We start from the raw sequence: 23,345 nt of genomic DNA, 5'->3' as shown, positions 1-23,345 counted from the left end.
TTGAGACGTCGAGACTACCACTCGCGCGTCAGGTTCAGCACGATGGTGCGGCCAAGTTGGTCATACTGACTGGTGAGAGCGCCATTACCAACACGACCGCCAGCAGCAGACGAAATGATCGGCGGATCGCGGTCAAACACATTTCTAACCGACAGCACTACGGTCGATCGATCCATTCGCTTGCTGATCGAAAACGAATGGTTGTGATAAAATGGCACGGCGACGATGTTACGGACAGCAACGCCCGTACCTTGATAACTTGCTGTCATGTCCGTGCCGAGACTGCTGTAGTTTGACGCGCGCCCCACCATCGACACACCCCAGTTCAACGCTATGTCATTTCGTTGATATCTGAAATTGAGACTTCCGTTGTACTCAGGATAGCCGATAAGGCCGAGGTCGTCTCTCTTCTCTGAATCTGTAAACAGCTGCCACGTCCACTCACGAACGAATGTATTATCGCTCGTGAACGTAAACATGCCGTCCAGCACTTTCGTGCTATAAGTGAACGACACATCAAATCCTTTTTGCCGCTGCTCAGCAACGTTTTGGTAACTGTTGTCCACCGCAGTAATATTGCCCGCAACATACCCATTTCCATTGGTCGTTGCGCGCGTAAACAGGTTGCAGAATGCGGACGACATATTCAAGGAATTATAGCATTCGTTCAATATGTTTGCCGGACCGAAGCTAGAAATCTGATCATTAATCTCAGTGTCATAGTAGTCTACCGACACCATGATCGGAGCAGATTTCGGCGTGAAGATAATACCCGCCGTCCTATTGAGCGCGGTCTCAGCCTTTAGTGTATCTCCATTGCCCCCCTCAGTAACGACAGCGCTGGCGCCGCCTGCATAGGTGCTGGAAAGACCGACTTTGGCGCAATTGGTCACCAGGTTCGCCGACGGATCACTGATCGTTCCGTTCAAGAGCCGGTAGCAGGGATCGATCGTTTGCGTATAGAGGCTCGTTTGCTGGCTCAAGAAGCGCTCATACAGGCCCGGAGCGCGGAACGACGTCCCCTGCGAGCCGCGCAGACGAAGCGTGTCCGTCACGGCCCAGTTCACGCCGGCCTTATAGGTCGTGCTGGAACCATAGGAGTCGTAGTGGGAGAAGCGCGACGAAACATCGACATCAAGGCTCTTAACCAGGAAGACGTCTCTCACTAGCGGAAGGCTGATTTCTCCATAGACCTCCTTGATCGTATCATCGCCCTTCGTCGCGCCCAAGGTGGACGTATTCCAATAGTTTTTGGCGACAGCCTGCGCCCCCGGCGCGTCATCAAGCGATTCCTGACGAAACTGCAGACCGAAAGCGGCCCCGACCGTCCCCGCCGGCAGGGTGAACAAATCCCCGGTGAAGTTGGCCTCGATATATTTTTGATCATAGGTCGTATGACCCGTTTCATAGCCGAAGAGGAAGGCGCTCTCCTCGGCTGTGAAGTTTCCGGTGGTCACCGTGCTGGGGCGGAACCATTGCACGCCGCCCGTAGGACAACTGGTGGCGGTCGTCAGCTTGGAGACGTCGCAGACCGTGCCGGCGGCTGTCGTCGCCGCGACCCGGTCAGCATATACGAAGCTTTGGCCATAAGCGCCGTTCGAATGAGAGATCTGCGCGGCGATGTCCCATGTCCAACCCCTGAGTGAACCAAAGTCCGGCAGCTCGCCCCTTATGCCGATCAGTCCGCGATTATAACGGACTTTCTGGTCGGTCAGTTGAGGAATTGCGATAACCGAATAGGCGCTGGCGGCCGTCAACCCAAGGCTATTACCTGCCTTCGCTATATTGTTTGGGTTCGTAATGTTTACCGTAGGCCAAAACTGCATCCAGTTAGCGGTGCTTGACTCTCTCTGGTTTGCCAGCACATCGAAGTATATCTGAGCGCCACCGTCCAGATCGTAACCGCCAGTCGTCACAAAACTGTACTTCGTAGACGGCGAAATCATATTCTTGCCGTCGTACTTCGAGTCATAGTTCGGCACTTCAGCCCGCGATGCGCGCGTCTTATTGATGTAATCCGCGACCGTGCTGGGGAAGGTATATCTAACGCGATGAAGACCGACACGGTCCAGGCCGGTCGCGCCGCCGCCCAGAGTGGCGGTGTCATCCAGAACATAGACCGCGCCCCCGGTCTGGATAGTACCGGTCGTCATCATATTGCACTGATAGGTGCCGGTCTCTGCATCGACCAGATCAGCGCGTGTTCCGTCGGCATAATAGACGTACGGATTCGGACAGCTGGACCAGTCGCGGTCGCCGAGATTCAGCGATTCTTGGTTTGAGTAGTCGAGACCGACCGAACCAAACCAACGATCATGGGTAAATCCCTGACTGATGCTGAAGCTGTCGCGGCGTCCCCCCGCTTCAACGGGCACGCTTTCGGTTATATTGACCGATCCGCCGTTAAACCTCTGCTTTGTGATGATATTGACGACGCCCGCCACGGCGTCCGATCCGTACAACGACGAGGCGCCGTCCTTCAGGATTTCCGCGCGCTCGATAATCGTGTTCGGAATGGTGTTCAGGTCGACCGGGCCGACCTGCCCTTGAACGCCTGCCGGACCGACGCGATGGCCGTTGACCAGGATCAGCGTCCGCAGCGCGCCCAGGCCGCGCATCGACAGCGTATTGACCCCGGTGCCGCCCTCAACACTGTAGCCTGTATAATTGTTATCGATTTGCGATGCGTTAGCGGCGACCGTCGAGTCCTGTAGGACGCTTGCAATATCGGTCTGACCCAACATTGCCATGTCTTCGGCGGTAATGACCTGAATCGACGACGGTGAATCGAATGTCGTCTTATTCTTGATCCGCGTGCCCGTGACCACCAGGTCGGAAAGCACGGCGTGCCCATCGGCAACCTCATCCGCCTCGGCGGCCTCCGCCCTTACGGGGCGGGTCTGCGTCGCGCCATCGGCAGGCGTTTCCTCGGCTGCGTCCGACTTCGCGGCCGCCGCCGGCGTGACGCCGCTCTGCGCCGTCGCCTGGCTGCCGACCTCCCGAGCCGGAACCGCCTGGCCAGCGTCTCGAACTACGTCATCGGCAAAGGCGTGCGACGCCAGCATCGGCAAACCGACCGCCATCGCGCTCGCCATGAGATAGAGCTTGGTTTTCATTTTATACCCCCGTTTTTTTAAGTTCGCGCGCCAATCAGCGAAACAGACAGCCATGACGCCTTTCCGGTCATTCAGGGCCGCTCGCATCCCCTCGCCCACTGCGCGCAGAAATTGATAGTATGGCACATTACGCGCAAAGTCCGTGCATTGTCAGTTGACAATTGGCCGACTATCGCAAAAAAACACCTCATTCCGCGCTCGGATGATCGCTTCGTGTGAGACCTCAGAATTGACATCCCTCGATGTGTTTGACCGAAAAATTCTGGCGGCCCTGCAAGAAGCCGGCGACGCGGGCCCAAGTGAACTGGCGCCGATCGTTGGACTTTCGCCGTCTCAAATTTCGCGCAGACTCCAAATTTTACGCAAAGACGGCGTCATTCGTTCCATCCATGCCCACCTGTCGCCAGCGGCGTTAAACGTAGGCATCATGGCCTACGTAATGCTAACCATGACATCTTCTGATCCACAGGCCGCATCAGATTTTCGTAAACGTCTTATACTGCTTGATGAGGTACTGGAGTGCCAATTACTTACTGGATCACCTGACATGATAATTAAGGTGGCGACAAAAGATCTATCCTCCCTGAATATACTTTTGACGGAAACACTCCTGTCATCTCCGCAAATAGCAAATGGACGCACAAGCATTATTCTACAGGACGTGAAAAGTTCGCATAGCCTGCCTCTCCGTTTCTGCTGAAACAGGTGAACTCGCGCTCTAACGGCTTGAACACTTGGCGATACGTCGTGAGTGCTTGAGTTTGTTGAACAGTCGTTCGATTTGGTTGCGCTCGTTATAAGGCGTCGCCTCGAAGCGGCGCCAAGCGGCAGTGGTGCTGCGGCGAGGTACGACCGGTATCGCTCCGGCCGCCGTAGTAGCGTCGGCCGTCATAGGCTTTATCGGCCAGGACGAAGCCGGTCCTGAGACCGTCGAACAAAGGCTCGATCTGAGGGATGTCATTGCGCTCGCCTCCCGTCAGAAGGATGCGAACCGGCAGGCCCTGAGGCGACGCCGGCTGTTCGGACAGTTTGGCGGCTACGCTTCACGGTACGCACTGTCGGCTCGCCCGGTACAACCGAAAACATCGCGATAGAATATCAAGGACATCGAACGCGCAACTATTGGCGGTGTTTGCGTAGCTATTCCGCAGGATATCGCGTCATGGCGTAGAATCGGCGGGGGTGGCGGACAGAGAGGGATTCGAACCCTCGGTAGGCTTTCACCTACACACGCTTTCCAAGCGTGCGCGATCGACCACTCCGCCACCTGTCCGTTTCACGCCACGTCTTGCGCGCCGCCGGAGGTCGATCCGGCGGGAGGCGGGCCTGATAGAACACGTTCGCCCCCTCGGCAAGCGCCTCTGACATCCCCATATAGGCGCCGAAGTCATTTTCCTTGTGAAGGAACCCCCATGCTGCTGTCGAAAACCGCCGAACTGCCCACCGCCGAGACCGCCCTGCCCGGTCGCGCCGAGCCCCTGGCCACCGACGTCAACCACTATGTCAGCGGCCATCCGCTGAAGGGACCATATCCCCAGGGCTTCCAGACCGCGATCTTCGGCATGGGCTGTTTCTGGGGCGTGGAGCGGATTTTCTGGTCATTGCCGGGCGTGTGGGTGACCTCGGCCGGCTATTCGGGCGGAATCACGCCCAATCCCACCTATGAGGAGACCTGCACCGGCCGCACCGGCCATACCGAGGTGGTCAAGGTGGTGTTCGACCCGCAGGCGATCACCTATGCCGAGCTGCTGAAGGCCTTCTGGGAGAACCATGACCCGACCCAGGGCATGCGCCAGGGCAATGACGTGGGCACCACCTATCGCTCGGCCCTCTATACGCTGAACGACGCGCAGCAGCGTGAGGCCGAAGCGTCGCGGGACGCCTATCAGGCGGCCCTGACGGCGGCGGGACGTGGGACGATCACCACCGAGATCGAACCGGCGGGCGAGTATTTCTACGCCGAAGACTATCATCAGGGTTATCTGGCCAAGAACCCGGCCGGCTACTGCGGCATAGGCGGCACCGGCGTGGTCTGCCCCATCGGGGTCGGCGTCGAGGCCTGATCACACCGTATCGGGCGAAATGTCCTGTGGCCGCCGGCTAGGCGTCGGCGGCCGACAGGCGTAGGGAACGGCGAAAAGGTCCAGGGAGCCCGTCATGTCCGCCTTCGTCCACGTTGATGAGATCCGCAGCCGTTTCTCGGCCGCCCTGTCGGCCCTGTACCGGGCCGAGGTGCCCCAGTACGGCGAGCTGCTGGCCCTGGTGGCCGAGATCAATGCAGAGACGCTGAAGGCCGATCCGGCGGGAGCCGAGCGTCTGGCCGCCGCAGGCGAAATGGCGCGGCTATCGGAGGAACGCCACGGCGCCATCCGCGTCGGTACGGCGGATGAATTGGCCACCATCGCCCGCGCCTTTGCGGTCATGGGCATGGCGCCGGTCAGCTATTACAATCTGGCCCCGGCGGGAGTGCCGGTCCATTCCACAGCCTTCCGCCCCGTTGATCCGGCGGCCCTGGCGCGCAATCCCTTCCGGGTCTTCTGCTCCCTGCTGCGGCTAGAGCTGATCGAGGACGAGGCTTTGCGGGCGGAGGCGGCCGCCGCCCTGGCCCGACGCGACATCTTCACCCCCGGCGCGCGGGCCCTGATCGAGACGGCCGAGACCGCCGGCGGCCTGGACGAGGGCCAGGCCGACCGGTTCGTGGCCGAACTGCTGGAGACCTTCCGCTGGCATGCCGAGGCGACGGTCAGCGCCGCCACCTATGAACGGCTGGTCGCCGCCCACCGGCTGATCGCCGACGTGGTCAGCTTCAAGGGGCCGCACATCAACCACCTGACGCCGCGCACCCTGGACATCGACGCCGCCCAGGCCGCCATGCCCGAACGCGGCATCACGCCCAAGGAGACGATCGAGGGCCCGCCGGCCCGCGCCTGCCCCATCCTGTTGCGCCAGACCAGTTTCAAGGCCTTGCAGGAGGCCATCGCCTTCCCCGGCGCGGACGGCGCCGTCCAGGGGGTGCACACCGCCCGCTTCGGCGAGATCGAACAGCGGGGTTGCGCCCTGACCCCCGCCGGTCGCGCCCTGTATGACGCGGCCTTGGCGAGCAAGGACTTCTCGGCCCTGCCCGACGACTGGACGGCGTTGCGACGGGGCGGCCTGGCCTGGTTCCGCTATCGCGCGACGTCGCAAGGCCTGGCCGGGTGCCCCGAGACGACCGATCTGGAGGCCCTGATCGCCCTGGGTCACGTCGTCGCCGAACCGATCACCTACGAAGATTTCCTGCCCGTCAGCGCCGCCGGCATCTTCCAGTCCAACCTGGGCGCTGAGGCGCGCGGGACCGCCTATGCGGTCGATCCGGCCAAGGCTGATTTCGAACAGGCCCTGGGCCGTGCGGTGCTGGACGAGATGGCGCTGTACAAGGCCGAACAGAACGCCTCGGTCGCCGCGACGTTGAAGGCGCTGGGCTTGACCGAGACCCTGGCCTGACCGCCCCCCCGAGACCATCCGCCGTATTGCCTGACGCCCCGCGCCGGATCATAGACGCGGCCGTGACCCCCTCCGCCCCCTCGTCCGCGCGCCGTTATGATCTGGACTGGATCCGGGTCGGGGCGTTCAGTCTGCTGATCCTGTACCATGTAGGCCTAGTCTACGGGGTCTATGGTTGGCACGTGCACAGCGTCCACACCTTCGAGTGGATGCGCGAAGCCATATTGGTCACCAATCCCTGGCGGCTGACCCTGCTGTTTCTGGTGTCCGGGGCGGCGCTGCGGTTCATGACCTTCCGGCGCAGTCCGCGCGAGGTCGCTCGCGCCCGGTTTGCGCGCCTCGTCCCCCCCCTGCTGTTCGGCGCGATCATCCTGGTGCCGATCCAGTCCTGGATCGAGGCGATGGACAAGGCCGGCTGGCCGGGCGGCCTGGCCGGTTTCGCCGCCTGGATGGTGCATGAGTTCGGCTTCAACGGCCTGGCCGACGGCGTGCCGGTCAACCACCTTTGGTTCATCGTCTATATCGCCGCCTACAGCGTCGTCACCGTGCTGCTGTGGCGTGTGCCGGGGCTGATCGACCGGATCGGCGCGACCCTGGAAAAGGCCTTGGCGGGGCCGCGCGTGCTGATCCTGCCGATCCTCTATCTGATCGCCATCCGCATCCTGCTGTTTCCCTGGTTCGGGGTGACGAACATCCTGCACTGGGACTGGTACAATCACGCCCTGTCGCTGGGGGCCTTTGTGTTCGGTTTCAGCATCGTGGGCCGCGAGACGATCTGGCGCGACATGGAGCGGTATCGCTGGGTCGCCCTGGGCCTGGCTGCGGTCGCCCTGCCGATCATGATGGCCCAGGTCTGGCATCCGGGCGGGCGGGCCTTCTGGGGCGTGCCCAAGGCCATGGTCTACGGCCTGGACCAGTGGGCGGTGATCGTCGCCATTCTGGGCTTCGGCAGCCGGCATTTGCGCTCGCGCGGCGGGCCGGTACTGACCTATCTGACCGAGGCCACCTTCCCCCTGTATCTAGCGCACCAGACGATCCTGGTCGCGGCGGTCTGGATCATTCGTCCCGCCCGCCTGCCGGTGGGGCTGGAGGCCCTGTCCCTGCTGCTGACCACCTTCCTGGGCAGTTTCGCCGTCTATGAGGTCGTCAAACGCATCCCCGCCATCCGGCCCCTGTGGGGATTGAAACCGTTGGACGGCCGGCCCTGGCCCTTGGACCTGGAGGCTCTGCGGCGCCCGACCGCGCGCTATCACCGCCGTCGCCGCCTGCTGGCGGTCGGCGTCGCCGCCCCGCTTCTGGCCCTGACGGTGGTGGCCGCCGCCATCGCCGCCTATCCCGGCTTCGACAACGCCACCCAGTATCTGAGCGAACTGGGCGGGGCGACGGCCCAGGCGCCGATCATCTTCAACGGCGGCGTCTTCGTCGCCGGGGTGATGGCCGCCCTGGCGGGAATCGGCTTCGGCCTAGCCGTCTACGCCCTGACGGAGAAGCGGGTCGCCGGGGCCGTGATCGCCGTGGTCTTCGTCCTGGCCGGCGCCGGCATGTCGGCCTCGACCCTGTATCCGTGGCCGGACCCGCGCCACATGATCATCAACCTGGCCCTGGGCATCCAGCTGGCGCCTGTTCTGCTGCTGTGGGGGCTGGCGTCACGCCGGGATCTGCCGCGTCTGAAGCTCTTCCTCGCGATCACCTTCGTGGTCATGGCGATCCTGACCGTTGTAACAAAACACCTGGTCTTCCCCGGCACGGTCAATGACGCCAATGTCGGCTGGTGGGAGCGCGCCTACGCCATTGTCCTGGTGTGCTGGGTGGGGATTGCCGCCTGGGTTTTGGACCGTAAACTGTTGCAGGACGCGGCGGATTCGCCCTCTGGAGACCCTGCGGCCCACCCGGCGACGCGCCCAGGGTAAAAATCCCCCATATTTTTTGGCTATATCAACATTGCGTGATTGAAAATCGCGTGAATGTGATCGACTATAGGGCTCGTGCTGCAATGCAGCGCGCCGCCTGCTTCCTGCCTTCGGAAGTGCGGTCGGTCAACACGGGGGCGTCCAGAGCGGCATGAACAAGCTGGCGATCCGGCCTGTCGAACAGGCTGAAATCGAGACGATGAACCCGGCGCCGCAAGGCCCGGCCTGGTCCTGGCTGCCCGACGAGGCGCCCTTGGCCATGCCGGTGCAGTCCCTGGCCGCGCCCGACGCCGTGGCCGAAGCCATCCCGGCCACCTCGCCGCAGACGGTCGCCCTGCGCCGTCTGATGCTGCTGGCCGGCACCGTCGCCCTGACCAGCCTGTCCGCCATCACGCCCTTCTACCTGTACGCCCGCAAGGGCTGGGACGGCACCGAGATCCTGGCGTTCGGCATCTTCATGCTGCTGATCACCGCCATCTCCTGCTGGTTCGTCAGCGGCCTGATGGGTCTGTTCGTCATGCTGCGCGGCAAGGACCAGGCCGACCTGGCCTTCGCCCCCCACCCGGCCCTGCCGCGCACCCGCACCGCCCTGCTGATGCCGCTGTACAACGAGGACGCTCGCGCCTCCTTCGCCCGCCTGGCGATGATCGACGCCTCGCTGACCCGTTTGGGCGCCGCCTCGGCCTTCGACATCTTCGTGCTGAGCGACTCGACCAAGGAAGAGGCCGCAGCCTCCGAGCGTTCGGTCTTCCAGGCCTTCCGCCTGACCGCCGGCTGCAAGACCTTCTACCGCCGCCGCACGGACAATGCCGAGCGCAAGGCCGGCAACCTGGCCGAATGGGTCCGTCGTTTCGGCGGCGCCTATGAGACCATGATCGTCCTGGACGCCGACAGCACCATGGCCGGCGAGACCCTGCTGCGCATGGTCGACGCCATGGAGCGCAATCCCGGCGTCGGCATGCTGCAGACCGCGCCGGTCATCATCAAGGCCCGCACCATCTTCGCCCGCGTGTCGCAGTATTCGGTGCGCCTGTACGGCCGCGTCGCCGCCGCCGGCCTAGCCTATTGGACCGGTTCGGAATCCAGCTACTGGGGCCACAACGCCATCATCCGCACGCGCGCCTTCGCCGCCTGCTGCGGCCTGCCCCATCTGCCGGGCAAGAAGCCCTTCGGCGGCCATATCATGAGCCACGACGTGGTCGAGGCCGCCCTGATGCGCCGCGCCGGCTGGGCCGTGCACGTCACCGCCGCCCTGGACGGATCGTGGGAAGAGACCCCGCCGTCGATCACCGACTTCATCCGCCGCGACCACCGCTGGTTCCAGGGCAATCTGCAGCACCTGGGCCTGATCGGCGCCAAGGGCCTGTCGCCGATGAGCCGCCTGCAACTTGCCATGGGCTGCATGGCCTATCTGTCCTCGCCCCTGTGGCTGGCGTCGCTGATGGTCGGCCTGTTCATCCAGATGTTCTATCCGGTCGACTGGACCAGCTTCTTCTACATCCTGAACCCCCAGTTCACTCCCTTCATGCTGGCCTCCTTCCTGTCGGGCGTGCTGCTGATCGGGCCCAAGTTCATGGGCGCCGCCCTGGTCCTCAGCCGCCCGGCCGAGCTGCGCGCCTTCGGCGGGCGTCGCGCCATCGCCAAGGGCATGGCCGCCGAGATCGCCCTGTCGGCCATCCTGGCCCCCATCCTGATGGTCGCCAACACCAAGGCCTTCATCCAGATCCTGTCCGGCCACGACACCGGCTGGTCGACCCAGCAGCGCGAGGCCGACGGCCTGGCCTGGTCAGACGCCTTCCGCGCAATGCGCTGGCAGATGATCGCCGGCGTCGGCTTCATCATCCCCCTGTGCGTCCGCCCCGACCTGGCCACCTGGTTCGCCCCGATCGTCCTGCCGCTGCTGCTGGCCGCCCCGATCACGGTCTGGACCTCGCGGGTTCGCTCGGGCGACAGGCTGGCGGCCAAGGGCTTCCTGGTCACCCCGGCCCAGGACGGCGTCAGCGTCAACCCGGCCGTCCTCCACACGCCCCGCTCGCCGCTGCGTGCCGTCGCCGGCGGCGTCCTGGCCCCGGTCGCGGCCCCGGCCATGGTCCCGGCCCGCGCGCCGGAGCTGTAAGAACGGCGAAACCGATGCACGGCGGCCACAGCGTCGCCATAACCGCTACGGTCAAGCTCGACGAAAAGCTGCGCTGCGACCACTTTCGATTTTCAGCCGTCGCTGTGGACCGATTCCATGATCAAGAAGACCAGCACCGATTCCAAACCCGACCTGCGCCTCGTGGGCGCCGAGGCCGCCGTCTATGATCTGATGCGCGCGCCCGAGACCACAGCCGAACGGGTTCAGCGCCTCCAACTGGAAGCCCACGCCCTGGCGCTGGAAGAGATCGAACAGTTCGAGAAACTGCTGACCCAGGTCGCAGACAAGGCCAAGGACATCGCCTCGGGCGGCGACGCCTATCCGGTCGGCGTTCGCGAGATCGCAACCCGTCTCGCCGCCGACCTGCCGACCCGGGCCGAGACCATCCGCACCATCGTCGGTCGGGTCGGCTAAAGACCGGGAACGGCTCGGCGTCTGGATCGCTGTCCTGAAGACCTCCACAGTCTTCAGGAGACCCGTCATGGACGACCGCTTCGACGCCAAGGACCAGACGTCCGGCGACGACATCCTGCCCGTCATCGGCGGCTCTTCGGGGGGATAGCGGGGCACACCCCACACCTCGTCTTCTAGGACTTTTCCCTAGGATCCATGCTCAACTCCCTTTTCGCTTCAACAGCTTGAGGGGCGGGATGTTCCATCGGAGGGGTGCGTCAGATCGGCTTGTCTTGCAGCAGATTGATCAGACCCAGAACGCTCTTCACCGTGAACCAGACGCTGAGCAGGAACCAGATCAGGCCGAACAGCAGCAGGAAGGGAATCCCGATCAGGATCACCGACAGCAGGGCGCTGACGAAGATGCCGACCCAGGCGGCGATGGTCCACCAGAAGACCGACCAGAACAGGGCGATCTGAGCCTCGATATGCTGGCGGGCCACGCCCACCGCCGTCGCGCGCGCCACATAGGAGACGACCAGCCCGACCAGCACCAGCACATTAGCGCTGGGGATCGACAGGATGAACAGGGCCCAGGCGATCAGGGCGGCGACCTTGCCTTCCGGCTCCTGGCCAGTGGTGAAGTTGGGTTCAGTCGTCATGGTCGCCCTTTCAGAACAGCCAGCTGCGCGGATTGTCGATCGGTCGTCCAGCCTTCAGCCGCATGACGCCGAAGGCGCCGCGCGCCAGCACCCACAGGGCCAGCAGGAACAGGACGAAGACGCCTATGTTGACGATCACCAGCAGGCCGCCCAGCACCGCCGCCACCGCCGCGCTCCACAGGGTGCGTTGCTGATAGACGAAATGGCTGCCGGCCAGGGGCTCGTCCGGTCCGTCACGCCCCGTCACCGCCAGCAGGGCCAGCAGGGCCGACAGACCCAGGGTCGGGACGGCCAGCAGGATCAGGACATAGACGGCGTACAGGCTCATCGGCGCCGGCCGGACGTCGGCGGCGAAACGAGGCGTCGGCGCCGACGTTGGGGCGAAGGCGGGGGTCACGGGCGCGGGCTCCGGTGGATCAAACAGATCGCGCTCCCGCTCCGGCGGACGCGCTTCGGCCTGGATTTCAGGTTCCGGCTGGGCTGAAGCGTCAGCCTGGGGTTCTGGCGCACGCGGCACGCCGATCAGGCACGCCGGCGAGACGAAACCGACATGGGCGTCATGATCGTGATCGTCGTCGTGGGCGTCGGGGCCCTTCGGATCGCCGGGTTCGGCCATGATATCGAACGCTTTTCTCACGCCGTCGAAACGGCCGGACTGTTAACCGACAATGGCCGTGCGGAAGGCCCGACGCAACCTATCGCGCCAGCACGATCTCGCAGCCCGGCGCGATCACGGCGGCCAGGGCGCCCGGCTTCTCGATCCGCACGGTCGCCCGCTGCACCCGCCGGTCCTCCAGACAGGCGCGCGCCAGGCGTTCGGCGAAGGTCTCGACCAGGCCCACATGCCCCTCGGCGGCGATGGCGCGCGCCGCATTGGCCACGGTCTCGTAGTTGATGGTGTCGCCCAGACGTTCGATCGGCTTGGGCGCCAGCTCCAGGGTCACGTCGATGACCAGCCGCTGCAACCGCCCCTGTTCGTGGTCATAGACCCCGATCCCGGCCTCGACCTCCAGCCCGCGCACGAAGACGCTCAGCCGCTCGTAGCGCAGCGGCTCGTCCGCCGGGAACGGCGACACCTGAGACGACTGGACCACGCGACTACTCCTGGATGTCCGGGGTGCGCCAGGCCAGATGCTGGCCCCCATCGACGGCGATCATCTGGCCCGTCACCATCCGCGCGTCAATGAGCCACAGCACGGCCTCGGCCACCGCCTCGGGGCTGCCCGGCGTCTGCAACAGGGTGCCCCGCGCTTCGGCGGCGAATTCCTCGGGGGTCTGGTGGATTGACGGCAGGGTCGGTCCCGGCCCCACCCCATTGACCCGAATGCCCGGCGCCAGGGCCTGGGCCAGGGTCTTTGTCGCCCACCACAGGCCATTGCGCGACAGACTGTAGGAGAAGAAGCGCGGATCCGGCTTCAGCACCTTCTGATCCAGCAGATTGACGATCGCCCCTTCTACAGTCTGGGCGGCGAACGCCTCGGCCAGCACCAGGGGCGCCCGCAGATTGGTCTCCAGATGGGTGTCCCAGCTTTCGCGGCTCAGGCCGCCGACACGGTCGTCTTCGAACACCGAGGCGTTGTTGACCAGCACCGTCACCGGCCCCAGGGCCTCGGCCGCCGCCGGAACCAGGGCGCGCACCTTGGCCTCGTCCGTCAAATCCGCCTGCAACAGACACGCCCGCCGCCCCAGGGCCGCGATCTCGTCCGCCAGGGTCCGGGCGTCCTCGCCCGACGCATGGTGGTGCACGGCGACGTCGAACCCGGCCTTGGCCAGGGTCAGGCAAATGGCCCGCCCGATCCGTCGCGCCCCGCCCGTGACCAGGGCGACGCCCCGCACGGCGCTGGGCCCCTGATCAGTCAACCCGGCCGAACTCGACCAGGTTCATGAGGGCGATGACGGCGACGAAGCCGAAGATGATGCCGAGCGCCAGCATGATTATGCTCCTGTTGATCTTCAGGATTAGAGCGAGTGGCGGCGGGGTTCAAGCGGCGCTTGCCGGCCCTACCCGCGTCTCACCCGAGAAACATCCGCCCTCGGACTGAAACACCGTCGATACGCGATCACCCAACGACCTCCGCAATGCTCGGCTTCACTGGCGCCTCGCTTTCAAGAGGATCCGAATGCACGACGCACCCCGCCCGAGACGCCTGCACATCACCGGCGCGCCCCGCAGCGGCACCACCCTGCTCCATGTCATGGTCCTGACCTGTTTCGACATCGACGGACCGATCGAGGCGGAACAGAGGTTGCGTCGCCCGATCCCGCGCGACCGCCGCCTGGTCTGCACCAAATGTCCGGGCGAGGTTGAGGCGGCGGTCGATATCCTGAAACTGGATCCGCGCCTGGACGTCATCTATGTCGCCCGCGATCCGCGAGAGGTGATCACCAGCGAACACGCGGCCTATCCCGGCCGATATTTCACCAATCTGCGCGTCTGGCGCCGGGCCGCGCGCACCGCGGCCCGCGCCAAGGACCATCCGCGCTTTCACGTGGTGGACTACCACCGTCTGGTGACCGAGCCCGACCGGGTCCAGGCCGAACTGATGACGGCCATGCCATGGTTGCGTCCGTTGCGCCGCTTCTCAGAATATCACCTCGCCGTGGACCGGCCGAACGCGGAATGGCTGCCCGCCATGCGCCAGATCCGTCCCGTCTGTCCGTCCAGCCTGGGCGCCTGGCGCCGCCACCTGCCCCGGCTCCAGGGCCAGCTGCGTCGTCACGGCGACCTCGGCGCCGAACTGATCGCCCAGGGTTACGAGCCCGACCGCACCTGGATGCGGCTTCTGGACGGGGTCGAGCCCGACCTGTCCCCCAGCGTCAACGCCGAAACCCTGTCCCTGCGCCGTCGCCTGAAGGAACGCCTGCCCCGCCTGCGCGACATGACCCTGTATGTGATGCGCAACCGTGGCGCGGCGGCGCGGTCCTTGACCTAGCGGTGATCCATCATGCCATGGTCTCGGCATGAGCACCTGGCGCACCCACATCGAACCCTTCACCCGTCCCCTCTTTTTCGTCTGGTCGCGGCTGACGCGCGGCAAGACCTTGGGGGTGCGCGGCGTCGCCGTCGATGCGGGCGGGCGGGTGCTGCTGGTCAAACACACCTATCTGGCCGGCTGGTGGCTGCCCGGCGGCGGGGTGGACAAGGGCGAGTCCACCCAGGACGCCGTGGTGCGCGAACTGAGGGAAGAGGCCGGCCTGATCGCCCGCACCCCGCCGCGCCTGATCTCGATCCATTCCAACGAGCGGTTCTTCCCCGGCGATCATGTGCTGGTCTTCCGCATCGACGCCTTCGACCTTGGCGAGCGGTCCAGCGAGGGCGAGATCGCCGAGATCGGTTGGTTCCACCCCGCCGTCCTGCCGCCGGACACCAACCGAGGGACGCGCGCCCGCCTGGCCGAAATCTTCGACGACGTAGAGACCGATACGAATTGGTGAGACGGATCGCCCGCAGGACGGCGTTATTCTAGGGATCACGAAAGGACGTCCCATGCCCGTTTCCCGTCGCGTCGCCCTGCTGGGCCTGACGCTCGCCGCCCTATCGACCCCGGCCCTGGCCCAGCGCCGTCTAGCGCGGCGGCGGAACGAGTCCGGCCACAGCGCCGTGGCGCCCGCCCACACCTGGACCTTCGGCCCCGATCCGCTCCAGGCCTATGACGTCTATGCGGACCGTGGAACCGGGCCGATCCTGGTGTTCGTCCACGGCGGCGGCTGGTCGCGCGGTGAACGGGCGATGGTCAGCGAACTGCCTGCCTATGCCCAGCGCCACAGCCTGACCCTGGCCTCGACCAGCTATCGTCTGGCCCCCGCCGTCAGCGCCCGCGAGTCGGCCATGGACGTCGCCGCCGCCGTCGCCGACCTGAAACGCCGCCTGCCGGGCCGCCCCCTCTATCTGCTGGGCCATTCCGCCGGGGCCCATCTGGCCGCCCTGGTCGGGATCGACCCCGACTATCTGGGCGCGGTCGGTCTGAAGCCTTCGGACTTGGCGGGGGTCATCCTGCTGGACGGCGCCGGCTATGACGCCACCGCCCCGCGCGGGGACGGCCGCATCGACCAGTGGCTGGACCAGACCTATGATCAGGCCTTCGGCGACCAGGCCGCCGCCCTGTCGCCCACCCTGCGGGTCCGCCCCGGCGTCGCCTATCCGCCCTTCCTGATCTTCCATGTCGCCCGGCGTCAGGACTCGGCCGTCCAGAGCCGCGGCTTGGCCGAAGCCCTGACCCGCGTGGGCAGTCGAGCCGATGTGGTCGCCGCCCCCGACGACAGCCACATGACCATCAACCGCGGCTTCGGCGTCGCCGGCGACCCCGAGGGCGAACGCGCCGCCCGCTTCATCTCGGGCTAACAATCGGCGACGGTCGTGCTAGCCAGAGCGCATGAACCCCTCGCTGATCGCCATTCTGATTGTCGTCCTGGCCGGGGGCGCCACCGCCCTCCAGGCGCCGACCAACGCCAAGCTGGCGACCGCCGTCGCCTCGCCGGTCAATGCGGCCTTTATCTCCTTCGCCGTCGGCACGACGGTGCTGGGGATCGTCGCCGCCCTGATGCACACCCGCCCCGACTTCGCCGCCACGCGCGCCCTGCCCTGGTACGCCTGGATGGGCGGGGTTTACGGCGCCTGTTTCGTGGTCGCCGCCGCCTGGGGCGTGCCGCGCCTGGGCGTGGCCATGACCATCACCCTGATGGTCGGCGGCCAGCTGCTGCTCAGCCTGGTCCTGGATCATTTCGGCGCCCTGGGCGTGCCGCGCCAGCCGCTGAACCTGGGCCGGATCGCGGGGGTGGGCCTAGTTCTGGCAGGCGTGCTGCTGGTCCGCCGGTCGTAAAATCTCACCTCCCCGTTCGCGCAGGCGAACGGGGAGGACCAGCGATCGCGTCAGCGAGCGCCAGGAGGGGGCGACCCAGTGTCTGAAGCTGGGAAGGTCATCACCACTGCCCGAGTCGCCCCCTCCTGATCGCTACGCGATCTGTCCTCCCACCGCGCCTTCGCGTGCGGAGAGGTGACGCAGACGCCGTCGCGCCCCTATATCCACCCGGATGACCGAGGAGACGCTCGATTCGAACCTGACGGCCGCCGCCTTGATCGCCGACGAGGCGCGTCGGGCGCCCGACAAGCCGGGCGTCTATCGCATGTATGGCGAGGACGGGTCATGCCTGTACGTCGGCAAGGCCAAGTCACTGAAGAAGCGCATCGTCCAGTACGCCCAGGGCCGGTTCCACACCCAGCGCATCGGCCTGATGGTGGCCCAGACCCGGTCGATGGAACTGGTCGTCACGGCGTCCGAGACCGAGGCCCTGCTGCTGGAATCCAACTTCATCAAGAAGCTGAAGCCTCGCTTCAACGTCCTGCTGCGCGACGACAAGTCCTTCGCCGAACTGATGATTCGCAGCGACCACCGCGCCCCGCAGGTGCGCAAGCATCGCGGCGCCCATGTCACCCCCGGCCACTATTTCGGTCCCTTCGCCTCGACCTGGGCGGTCAACCGGACCCTGAACACCTTGCAGAAGGCTTTCCTGCTGCGCTCCTGTTCGGACAGCGTTTACGAGACCCGAACCCGCCCCTGTATGCTGCACCAGATCAAGCGGTGCTCGGCCCCCTGCACCGGCCTGATCTCGCTTGAGGACTATGGCGAACTGGTCACCGAGGCCGAACAGTTCCTGCGTGGCAAGTCGCGCGCCGTCATCGGCCGCCTGTCGCAAGAGATGCAGGCCGCCTCCGACGAGATGGATTTCGAACAGGCCGCCCGCGTGCGCGACCGCATCCGCGCCCTGTCCGCCATCTCGATGGAAAACTCCGTCAGCGCCGACAGCGTGGCCGAGGGCGACGTCTTCGCCCTGCACTCCGACGGCGGCCAGGCCTGCGTCCAGGTCTTCTTCTATCGCGCCGGCCAGAACTGGGGCGGCCGCGCCTATTTCCCGCGCGTGGACAAGACCGACACCGATCCCGAGATCCTGGCCGCCTTCCTGGGCCAGTTCTACGAGGACAAGCCGATCCCGCGCCTGATCCTGTCCAACGTCCGCCCGCACGAGCTGGAGCTGCTGGAGGAGGCCTTCTCGATGAAGGCGGATCGCAAGATCGAGATCGTCCGCCCGATGCGCGGCGAGAAACTGGCCCTCGTCGACCACGCCCTGACCAACGCCCGCGAGGCTCTGGGCCGCCGCCTGGCCGAAAGCTCCGCCCAAGGGAAGATCCTGGACGAGGTCTGCGAGGCCTTCGGCCTGGAGACCCGGCCCGAGCGGATCGAGATCTACGACAACGCCCATATCCAGGGCACCAATGCGGTCGGCGGCATGGTCGTCGCCGGGCCCGACGGCTTCCAGAAGTCCCAGTACCGCAAGTTCAACATCCGCGGCGAGGATCTGACGCCCGGCGACGACTACGGCATGATGCGCGAGGTGATGCGCCGCCGCTTCGCCCGCCTGGTCAAGGACGAGGAAGAGGGCGAGGACGCCGTCCGTCCCGACCTGCTGCTGATCGACGGCGGCGCGGGCCAGCTGGCCGAGGTGCTGGCGGTCCTGGCCGACCTGGGCCTGGACGACATCGCCGTGGTCGGCGTCGCCAAGGGGCCGGACCGCGACGCGGGGATGGAGAAGTTCTTCATGCCCGGCAAGCCGCCCTTCATGCTGCCGCTGAAGTCCCCGGCCCTCTACTATCTCCAGCGGCTGCGCGACGAGGCCCACCGTTTCGCCAACGGCGCCCACGCCAAGCGCCGCTCGATGGACATCAAGAAGAATCCCCTCGACGAGATCGAAGGCGTCGGCCCCGGCCGCAAGAAGGCCCTGCTCCACGCCTTCGGCTCCGCCAAGGGCGTCGGTCGGGCGTCGGTGTCGGACCTGGTCAAGGTGGACGGCATCAACCAGCCCCTGGCCGAACGTATCCACGCCTTCTTCAGGCAGCCGTAGACCGCCTCACCATTCCAGCAGGGTCAGGCCGGGGATGTCGCGAAAATCGTCGCCGTTGCAGGTCACCAGGGTCGCACCCGAAGTGATCGCCTGCGCCGCAATCATCCGATCCAACACCTTGCGACGCGAGAAGCCACAGGTTTCGACGATGACCCGGTACGCCTGCGCCTCGTCGGATCCGAATGGAAGCACCGGCACGACTTCCAGCAGAGCATCCAACCGCGCCCGCCGTTCAGCCGTGCTTGCGTCTAGCCGGCCAAGATCCGCTTCCAACTCCACGCGGCTGATGACGGACAGCAGAAGCGGAGGATCAAGGGCGTCCACTCGGTCGTCGACCAGCGCGTCGCCATCCCGCAGATGAATGGCGACATTGGTGTCAAGCATATAGGCCACGCCTAGAGACCCGGACGTTCGGGGATCTCGACCTCGTGACGAATACCGATGCTGGCCGGCTTGGGCAGGCTACGCAGCTTGGCCAACATCTCTTTGACAGGCTTTCGCTTGGGGGAAATGGTCACGACGTCGCCCTTGCGATCAATCTCGACCTCGACGCCCGGCCCGAACGCAAATTCCTTGGGCAGGCGCACGGCTTCACTGTTGCCGCTACGGAATGTTCGACTGGTGATCGGCATGGCGCGCTCCTTCGTATACACACGTATACACCATTTATCAGCGCCGCCCAAAGCGCTACTGGCGCCTCATGAGCGACATCGACGACGAACTGACCGCCGGCTATCGCAGGTTCCGTACCGAGCATTGGCCCGCCGCCCGGGCCGAGTATGAAGCCCTGGCCCAGGGCCAGAAGCCGCACACCCTGATCGTGGCCTGTTCCGACAGTCGCGCCGATCCGGCCCTGATTTTCGACGCCGCGCCGGGGCAGTTGTTCGTGGTGCGTAACGTCGCCAATCTGGTTCCGCCCTATGAGCCCGACGGCCTGCTGCACGGGGTTTCGGCGGCGCTTGAGTTCGGGGTCAAGGTGCTGAACGTCAAGCGCATCGTCGTCATGGGCCACGCCCACTGCGGCGGGGTCAACGCCATGCTGAACGGCGCGCCCGACACCTGCGCCGACTTCGTCGCCCCCTGGGTCGCCCAAGGCTCGGCGGTCGTCCGCCGCGTCGCCGAGGAAGTGTCCGAAGACCAGGTCGAAGGCGCCGCCGAAGAGGCCGTCGTCCGCCTGTCCATCGAGAACCTTCGCACCTTCCCCTGGATCGCGGAGCGCGAGGCGGCCGGTGAACTGACCCTGACCGGCCTTCATTTCGGCATCGCCGACGGCGTCCTGCGCGCCCTGACCAACAAGTCGAGGTTCGAACCCCTGGCGTGACTTGTACAAAGTAGTGAGAAACACTACTATTGCACCATGGAACGGACCATCACCGCTACCGAAGCCAATCGCGAGTTCTCGCGCATCTTTCGTGAGGTGGCGTCTGGCGAGTCCTATGTCGTCACCGCGCGCGGCAAGCCGCTGGTGCGGATCACGCCGGCAAACGCCGGCGAGCAGACAGACGATGAACGCGTCGCCCGGCTGCACGCCCTGGTGGACGATTTGGCCGCCCTGCCTGCCCGTGCGCCCGGACGCATCACGCGTGAAGACGGTTACGCTTGAAACTGGCGCTCGACACCAACGTCCTGGGTTACGCCGCCGGCATCGGTGATGACGAACCCAAGCGTCAGCGCGCGATAGGGTTGCTGAAGACCCTCGCCAAGCAGAACCTCGTCATCCCGACACAGGTGGCGGGAGAGTTCTATAATATACTGACGCGCAAGGGCGGACACCCGCCGAAGGTCGCCCGAAAGATCGTTCTGGACTGGAGCGCGGGCATTGGGCTGACCGCCGCCACGGCCACGACCATGGACGCCGCTCTGGAGGCGGCAGCCTTCTTCAATCTACAGATTTGGGACGCCTTGATCCTGACCATCGCCGCCGAAGCCGGCTGCGGTCTTCTGCTTTCCGAAGACATGCAGGACGGCTTCGTCTATCGAGGCGTCACCGTCGCCAATCCGTTCGCGGAGACGCTCCGCCCCCTGCTTGCGTCCCTGCTGGAGACCCCGTCATGACCGCCCCCACGCACCGCGCCAATCCGATTCCGAACATCCTGACCGGCATCCGCCTGTTCGCCGGCGTGGTGATGTTCGCCATGATGGCCGGGGCGGCGCCCGGGGCGCTGGACGCCTGGCTGTCGCCTGAGGTTCAGTTGAAATTCGGGGTCTGGGCCTTCTGGATCTTCGTCATCGCCGCCTCGACCGACTGGGTCGACGGCTTCCTGGCCCGACGCTGGAACTCGACCACCCGCTGGGGCGCCATCCTGGACCCGATCGCCGACAAGGTGCTGATCACCGGGGCCATCCTGGGCGTGCTGGCCTCCGGCTCCCTGCCGGGCATCGCCCTGCCCTGCGGCCTGATCCTGTTCCGTGAATTCGCGGTCTCGGCTCTGCGCGAGACCATGGCGGGCCGGATAGAACTGCCCGTGACCCTGGCCGCCAAATGGAAGACCACCGTCCAGATGGTGGCCCTCGCCGCGCTTCAGCTGACCCTGTTGTGGAGCGCCTTCGGGCTTCAGTATCCCGACGGTTCGCCTCTGGCCTGGCAGCCCGCGTTCGAATCCTTCGCCGTCTTCCTGATCTGGTTCGCCGCCGTCATCACGCTGTGGACCGGCTGGCAGTATTTCCACGAAGCCCGCCGCCAGATGCGGGATCTCTGACCCCGGCTCAGGGTCGCAGCGTCAGCCCGGTCGGCGTCGCCTCGAAGGCGGACAGGCGGCCCAGATAGCTCATGCCCAGCAGCGAATAGGCTAGGCCTTCCTCGACCACCAGGGCCTCGACATTGTCCACCCGGACCCCTGCGACCGATATGGTCTTCAACTCGACTGGCGCGGCGCGAACGACGCCGGACGCCGTCTGAACCTTGCCGGTAAAGGCCTCCGGCGCTGGATCGACGCCTAGCCGGCGCGCATCGGCTCGGGTCAAGGCCACCACGCTGGCGCCGGTGTCGACCAGCACCTGCACCGCACGGCCGTCGATCTTGGCCTGGGCCCAATAGTGGCCGTCCGGCCCCTTCACCACCTGGGTCGCGGTCCCCGAGGCCGGCGCGGCGATCTCTGTCGAAGCCGCCATCGCAGCCTCGCCTCCGTCCAGATGACGGATCGTCAGGGCGGTCGCGAACGAGGCCACAAGGGCGACGCTCAACACGGCGACGGACTGAAGGTCGATGCGGATCATGCCCCCTGCATATCCGCCCCAGGTTGGAATGGGGTGAAACGACTTGGCTGACGAAACCTTAAGGCCCGCCGACCCTAGCCCAGTTTCGCCGGGTCGATCCGGTCGCGCCGGGCCGGCAGCTCGGCCATCACCGCCGCCCGCTCCGCGTCGCTCAGGGCGCGCCAGCCGGCGATCTCGCTCAAACTGCGAAAACACCCCAGGCAAAGGCCGCTGGCGCCGTCCACGGCGCAGACCATGACGCAGGGGGTGGCGATCGCCTTGGGCGGCCCGGGACGGGGCGTCGCCGGTTGGGACCGCTCGCTCAATGTGACACCCTCACGAAATATACTCCGCTTCCTGATCGAAAAATTTGCAATTATCTCAAAATCGGTTATCTTGGCCTCTGACGCGAAACGACTGAGGGTGAAATTCCCAAAGGTACGACGCGTCTCTTTTCATCGTTCTGGGAAAGGAGACGCCAAGATGAACGATAAGGAGCGTAACCTCCAACACGCCATGATGTCCTTTGCTCTATGGGGCGGGATGCTGGTCAATAGTCGGCACATGCCGTCGAACTCGGGGCGCGTGGTCAGCCACCCGTCCAACTTCGTACCCTATACGCCCAAGAAACGCTGACGGCCTCGAAAGCCTGATGCTGCGGAAGCCCCGGCCCGGCCGGGGCTTTTGCAATTCCGGACTTGCCTGACGCGGGGTTCGCGGTCGATGACGACGAGGCACGACGGAGACGACCTATGGGCCTGATCACTGAAACCCGCCACGGCGCGATCCTGATCTGGACGCTGGACCGCGAGGCGCGGCTGAACGCCCTGCCCGACCTCTCGGACGGCGACGAGTTCGCGCAGGCCTGCGCCCGCGCCAATTCGGACATGACGGTCAAATGCGTGGTCCTGACGGGCGCCGGTCGCGCCTTCTCGGCCGGCGGAGACCTGACCGCCATGCGCGACCGCCGCGATCTGTTCGAGGGATCCGGCGCCGAAATCCGCGCCCGCTACCGCCGCGTCGTCCATCGGATCGTCCGGTCACTCTATGATCTGGAGATCCCGCTGATCTCGGCGGTCAACGGTCCGGCCATGGGCCTGGGCTGCGGCATAGCCTCCACGGCCGATATTCGTATCGCCTCGGACCGCGCCAGTTTCGGCGTGCCCTTCCTGAAGCTGGGCATCATCCCGGGCGACGGCGGCGCCTGGCGCCTGCCGCGCGACGTCGGTTACGCTCGCGCCGCCGAAATGCTGTTCACCGGCCGCAGCTTCGACGCCGAGACGGCCGAACGCTGGGGCCTGGTCAATCGGGTCGTGCCGCACGACCGGCTGATGGACGAAACCCTGATCACGGCCGGTGAAATCGCCGCCCAGCCGCCCCAGGCCCTGCGCATGGCCAAGACCCTGATGCGACAGGGGCGGGACCAGACCTTCGAACAGATCCTTGAGCTGTCGGCCGCCATGCAGGCCCTGGCCCATATGACCGAGGACCACCTGGAAGGCGTCAACGCCGTGCTGGAAAAACGGCCGGGCGATTTCACCGGCCGCTGATC

The 23,345-nt window shown here is 65.5% G+C and carries 26 protein-coding genes and 1 tRNA gene; 17 read left to right on the top strand and 10 right to left on the bottom strand.

The window, feature by feature from the left end; translation table 11 throughout:
• Positions 1–14 precede the first annotated feature (14 nt).
• Positions 15–3,170 carry a TonB-dependent receptor plug domain-containing protein gene (locus OU998_RS04755; protein ID WP_267515691.1) on the bottom strand — a complete coding sequence of 1,052 codons (3,156 nt, stop codon included), beginning with the start codon at positions 3,168–3,170 and terminating at the stop codon, positions 15–17.
• Between the two features lie 175 nt (positions 3,171–3,345).
• On the opposite strand from OU998_RS04755, the gene OU998_RS04750 reads away from it, so the two are divergent.
• Entirely contained in the window at positions 3,346–3,816 is a 471-nt protein-coding gene (locus tag OU998_RS04750; RefSeq protein WP_267515690.1) for an Lrp/AsnC family transcriptional regulator, read from the top strand.
• 483 nt (positions 3,817–4,299) lie between these two features.
• Here OU998_RS04750 and OU998_RS04745 read toward each other — a convergent pair.
• Positions 4,300–4,389, bottom strand: a tRNA-Ser gene (locus tag OU998_RS04745).
• Positions 4,390–4,528: 139 nt separating this feature from the next.
• Here OU998_RS04745 and msrA point away from each other — a divergent pair.
• The 5 genes from msrA to OU998_RS04720 all read left to right on the top strand — a co-directional run bounded on the left by msrA (position 4,529) and on the right by OU998_RS04720 (position 11,060).
• Entirely contained in the window at positions 4,529–5,179 is a 651-nt protein-coding gene (msrA, locus tag OU998_RS04740) for a peptide-methionine (S)-S-oxide reductase MsrA (RefSeq protein ID WP_267515689.1), read from the top strand.
• 94 nt (positions 5,180–5,273) lie between these two features.
• Positions 5,274–6,599: a VOC family protein gene (locus OU998_RS04735; protein ID WP_267515688.1), complete on the top strand. Its 1,326-nt coding sequence runs from the start codon at positions 5,274–5,276 to the stop codon at positions 6,597–6,599.
• Between the two features lie 62 nt (positions 6,600–6,661).
• Positions 6,662–8,509 (top strand): acyltransferase family protein, encoded by a 1,848-nt coding sequence (locus OU998_RS04730; RefSeq protein ID WP_267515687.1) that lies wholly within the window; start codon positions 6,662–6,664, stop codon positions 8,507–8,509.
• A 151-nt stretch (positions 8,510–8,660) separates the two neighbouring features.
• Positions 8,661–10,625, top strand: a complete 1,965-nt coding sequence (mdoH, locus tag OU998_RS04725; protein ID WP_267515686.1) for a glucans biosynthesis glucosyltransferase MdoH — start codon at positions 8,661–8,663, stop codon at positions 10,623–10,625.
• A 117-nt stretch (positions 10,626–10,742) separates the two neighbouring features.
• Entirely contained in the window at positions 10,743–11,060 is a 318-nt protein-coding gene (locus OU998_RS04720; protein WP_267515685.1) for a hypothetical protein, read from the top strand.
• 257 nt (positions 11,061–11,317) lie between these two features.
• Here OU998_RS04720 and OU998_RS04715 read toward each other — a convergent pair whose 3' ends face one another.
• From OU998_RS04715 to OU998_RS04700, 4 genes are all read right to left on the bottom strand, one after another.
• Entirely contained in the window at positions 11,318–11,701 is a 384-nt protein-coding gene (locus OU998_RS04715; protein WP_267515684.1) for a hypothetical protein, read from the bottom strand.
• Between the two features lie 10 nt (positions 11,702–11,711).
• Positions 11,712–12,317 (bottom strand): DUF4870 family protein, encoded by a 606-nt coding sequence (locus OU998_RS04710; protein ID WP_267515683.1) that lies wholly within the window; start codon positions 12,315–12,317, stop codon positions 11,712–11,714.
• Positions 12,318–12,396: 79 nt separating this feature from the next.
• Positions 12,397–12,795, bottom strand: coding sequence for a dihydroneopterin aldolase (gene folB, locus OU998_RS04705; protein ID WP_267515682.1), 399 nt, complete (start codon positions 12,793–12,795; stop codon positions 12,397–12,399).
• A 4-nt stretch (positions 12,796–12,799) separates the two neighbouring features.
• The gene (locus tag OU998_RS04700; RefSeq protein ID WP_267515681.1) at positions 12,800–13,561 is read right to left on the bottom strand and encodes an SDR family oxidoreductase; all 762 of its coding nucleotides are present in this window, start codon (positions 13,559–13,561) and stop codon (positions 12,800–12,802) included.
• Between the two features lie 260 nt (positions 13,562–13,821).
• Here OU998_RS04700 and OU998_RS04695 point away from each other — a divergent pair, with 260 nt between their 5' ends.
• From OU998_RS04695 to uvrC, 5 genes are all read left to right on the top strand, one after another.
• Positions 13,822–14,634, top strand: coding sequence for a sulfotransferase (locus OU998_RS04695; RefSeq protein WP_267515680.1), 813 nt, complete (start codon positions 13,822–13,824; stop codon positions 14,632–14,634).
• A 28-nt stretch (positions 14,635–14,662) separates the two neighbouring features.
• Positions 14,663–15,136 carry an NUDIX domain-containing protein gene (locus OU998_RS04690; protein WP_267515679.1) on the top strand — a complete coding sequence of 158 codons (474 nt, stop codon included), beginning with the start codon at positions 14,663–14,665 and terminating at the stop codon, positions 15,134–15,136.
• Between the two features lie 52 nt (positions 15,137–15,188).
• Positions 15,189–16,043, top strand: a complete 855-nt coding sequence (locus tag OU998_RS04685; protein WP_267515678.1) for an alpha/beta hydrolase — start codon at positions 15,189–15,191, stop codon at positions 16,041–16,043.
• Positions 16,044–16,074: 31 nt separating this feature from the next.
• Positions 16,075–16,521, top strand: a complete 447-nt coding sequence (locus tag OU998_RS04680) for a DMT family transporter (protein ID WP_267515677.1) — start codon at positions 16,075–16,077, stop codon at positions 16,519–16,521.
• Between the two features lie 211 nt (positions 16,522–16,732).
• Entirely contained in the window at positions 16,733–18,598 is a 1,866-nt protein-coding gene (uvrC, locus tag OU998_RS04675; protein ID WP_267515676.1) for an excinuclease ABC subunit UvrC, read from the top strand.
• A 6-nt stretch (positions 18,599–18,604) separates the two neighbouring features.
• Here uvrC and OU998_RS04670 read toward each other — a convergent pair whose 3' ends face one another.
• The gene (locus tag OU998_RS04670; protein ID WP_267516712.1) at positions 18,605–18,982 is read right to left on the bottom strand and encodes a type II toxin-antitoxin system VapC family toxin; all 378 of its coding nucleotides are present in this window, start codon (positions 18,980–18,982) and stop codon (positions 18,605–18,607) included.
• Positions 18,983–18,993: 11 nt separating this feature from the next.
• Positions 18,994–19,230 carry an antitoxin gene (locus tag OU998_RS04665; protein ID WP_267515675.1) on the bottom strand — a complete coding sequence of 79 codons (237 nt, stop codon included), beginning with the start codon at positions 19,228–19,230 and terminating at the stop codon, positions 18,994–18,996.
• Between the two features lie 68 nt (positions 19,231–19,298).
• On the opposite strand from OU998_RS04665, the gene OU998_RS04660 reads away from it, so the two are divergent.
• From OU998_RS04660 to pgsA, 4 genes are read left to right on the top strand one after another with little or no spacing between them, the layout of a single operon-like run.
• Positions 19,299–19,919 carry a carbonic anhydrase gene (locus tag OU998_RS04660; protein ID WP_267515674.1) on the top strand — a complete coding sequence of 207 codons (621 nt, stop codon included), beginning with the start codon at positions 19,299–19,301 and terminating at the stop codon, positions 19,917–19,919.
• 36 nt (positions 19,920–19,955) lie between these two features.
• Complete coding sequence (locus OU998_RS04655) at positions 19,956–20,201, top strand: type II toxin-antitoxin system Phd/YefM family antitoxin (protein WP_267515673.1); 246 nt, start codon at positions 19,956–19,958, stop codon at positions 20,199–20,201.
• The gene (locus tag OU998_RS04650) at positions 20,198–20,653 is read left to right on the top strand and encodes a PIN domain-containing protein (protein WP_267515672.1); all 456 of its coding nucleotides are present in this window, start codon (positions 20,198–20,200) and stop codon (positions 20,651–20,653) included. The genes OU998_RS04655 and OU998_RS04650 overlap by 4 nt, the downstream gene beginning before the upstream one ends.
• Positions 20,650–21,297 carry a CDP-diacylglycerol--glycerol-3-phosphate 3-phosphatidyltransferase gene (gene pgsA / locus OU998_RS04645; RefSeq protein WP_267515671.1) on the top strand — a complete coding sequence of 216 codons (648 nt, stop codon included), beginning with the start codon at positions 20,650–20,652 and terminating at the stop codon, positions 21,295–21,297. The genes OU998_RS04650 and pgsA overlap by 4 nt, the downstream gene beginning before the upstream one ends.
• A 7-nt stretch (positions 21,298–21,304) precedes the next feature.
• On the opposite strand, the gene OU998_RS04640 is transcribed toward pgsA, so the two are convergent.
• Both OU998_RS04640 and OU998_RS04635 read right to left on the bottom strand, forming a co-directional pair.
• Complete coding sequence (locus tag OU998_RS04640; RefSeq protein WP_267515670.1) at positions 21,305–21,814, bottom strand: retropepsin-like aspartic protease family protein; 510 nt, start codon at positions 21,812–21,814, stop codon at positions 21,305–21,307.
• Positions 21,815–21,888: 74 nt separating this feature from the next.
• The gene (locus OU998_RS04635) at positions 21,889–22,050 is read right to left on the bottom strand and encodes a DUF1289 domain-containing protein (RefSeq protein WP_267516711.1); all 162 of its coding nucleotides are present in this window, start codon (positions 22,048–22,050) and stop codon (positions 21,889–21,891) included.
• A 226-nt stretch (positions 22,051–22,276) separates the two neighbouring features.
• Here OU998_RS04635 and OU998_RS04630 point away from each other — a divergent pair, with 226 nt between their 5' ends.
• Both OU998_RS04630 and OU998_RS04625 read left to right on the top strand, forming a co-directional pair.
• A complete protein-coding gene (locus tag OU998_RS04630; protein ID WP_183196055.1) occupies positions 22,277–22,429 on the top strand; it encodes a hypothetical protein in 153 nt (50 codons plus the stop codon).
• A gap of 116 nt (positions 22,430–22,545) precedes the next feature.
• Positions 22,546–23,343, top strand: coding sequence for a crotonase/enoyl-CoA hydratase family protein (locus OU998_RS04625; RefSeq protein ID WP_267515669.1), 798 nt, complete (start codon positions 22,546–22,548; stop codon positions 23,341–23,343).
• Positions 23,344–23,345: the final 2 nt, after the last annotated feature.

It is taken from the genome of Brevundimonas sp. SL130 (genome assembly GCF_026625805.1).
Taxonomy (GTDB): domain Bacteria; phylum Pseudomonadota; class Alphaproteobacteria; order Caulobacterales; family Caulobacteraceae; genus Brevundimonas.
This window is presented reverse-complemented; position numbering and strand designations above follow the sequence as displayed.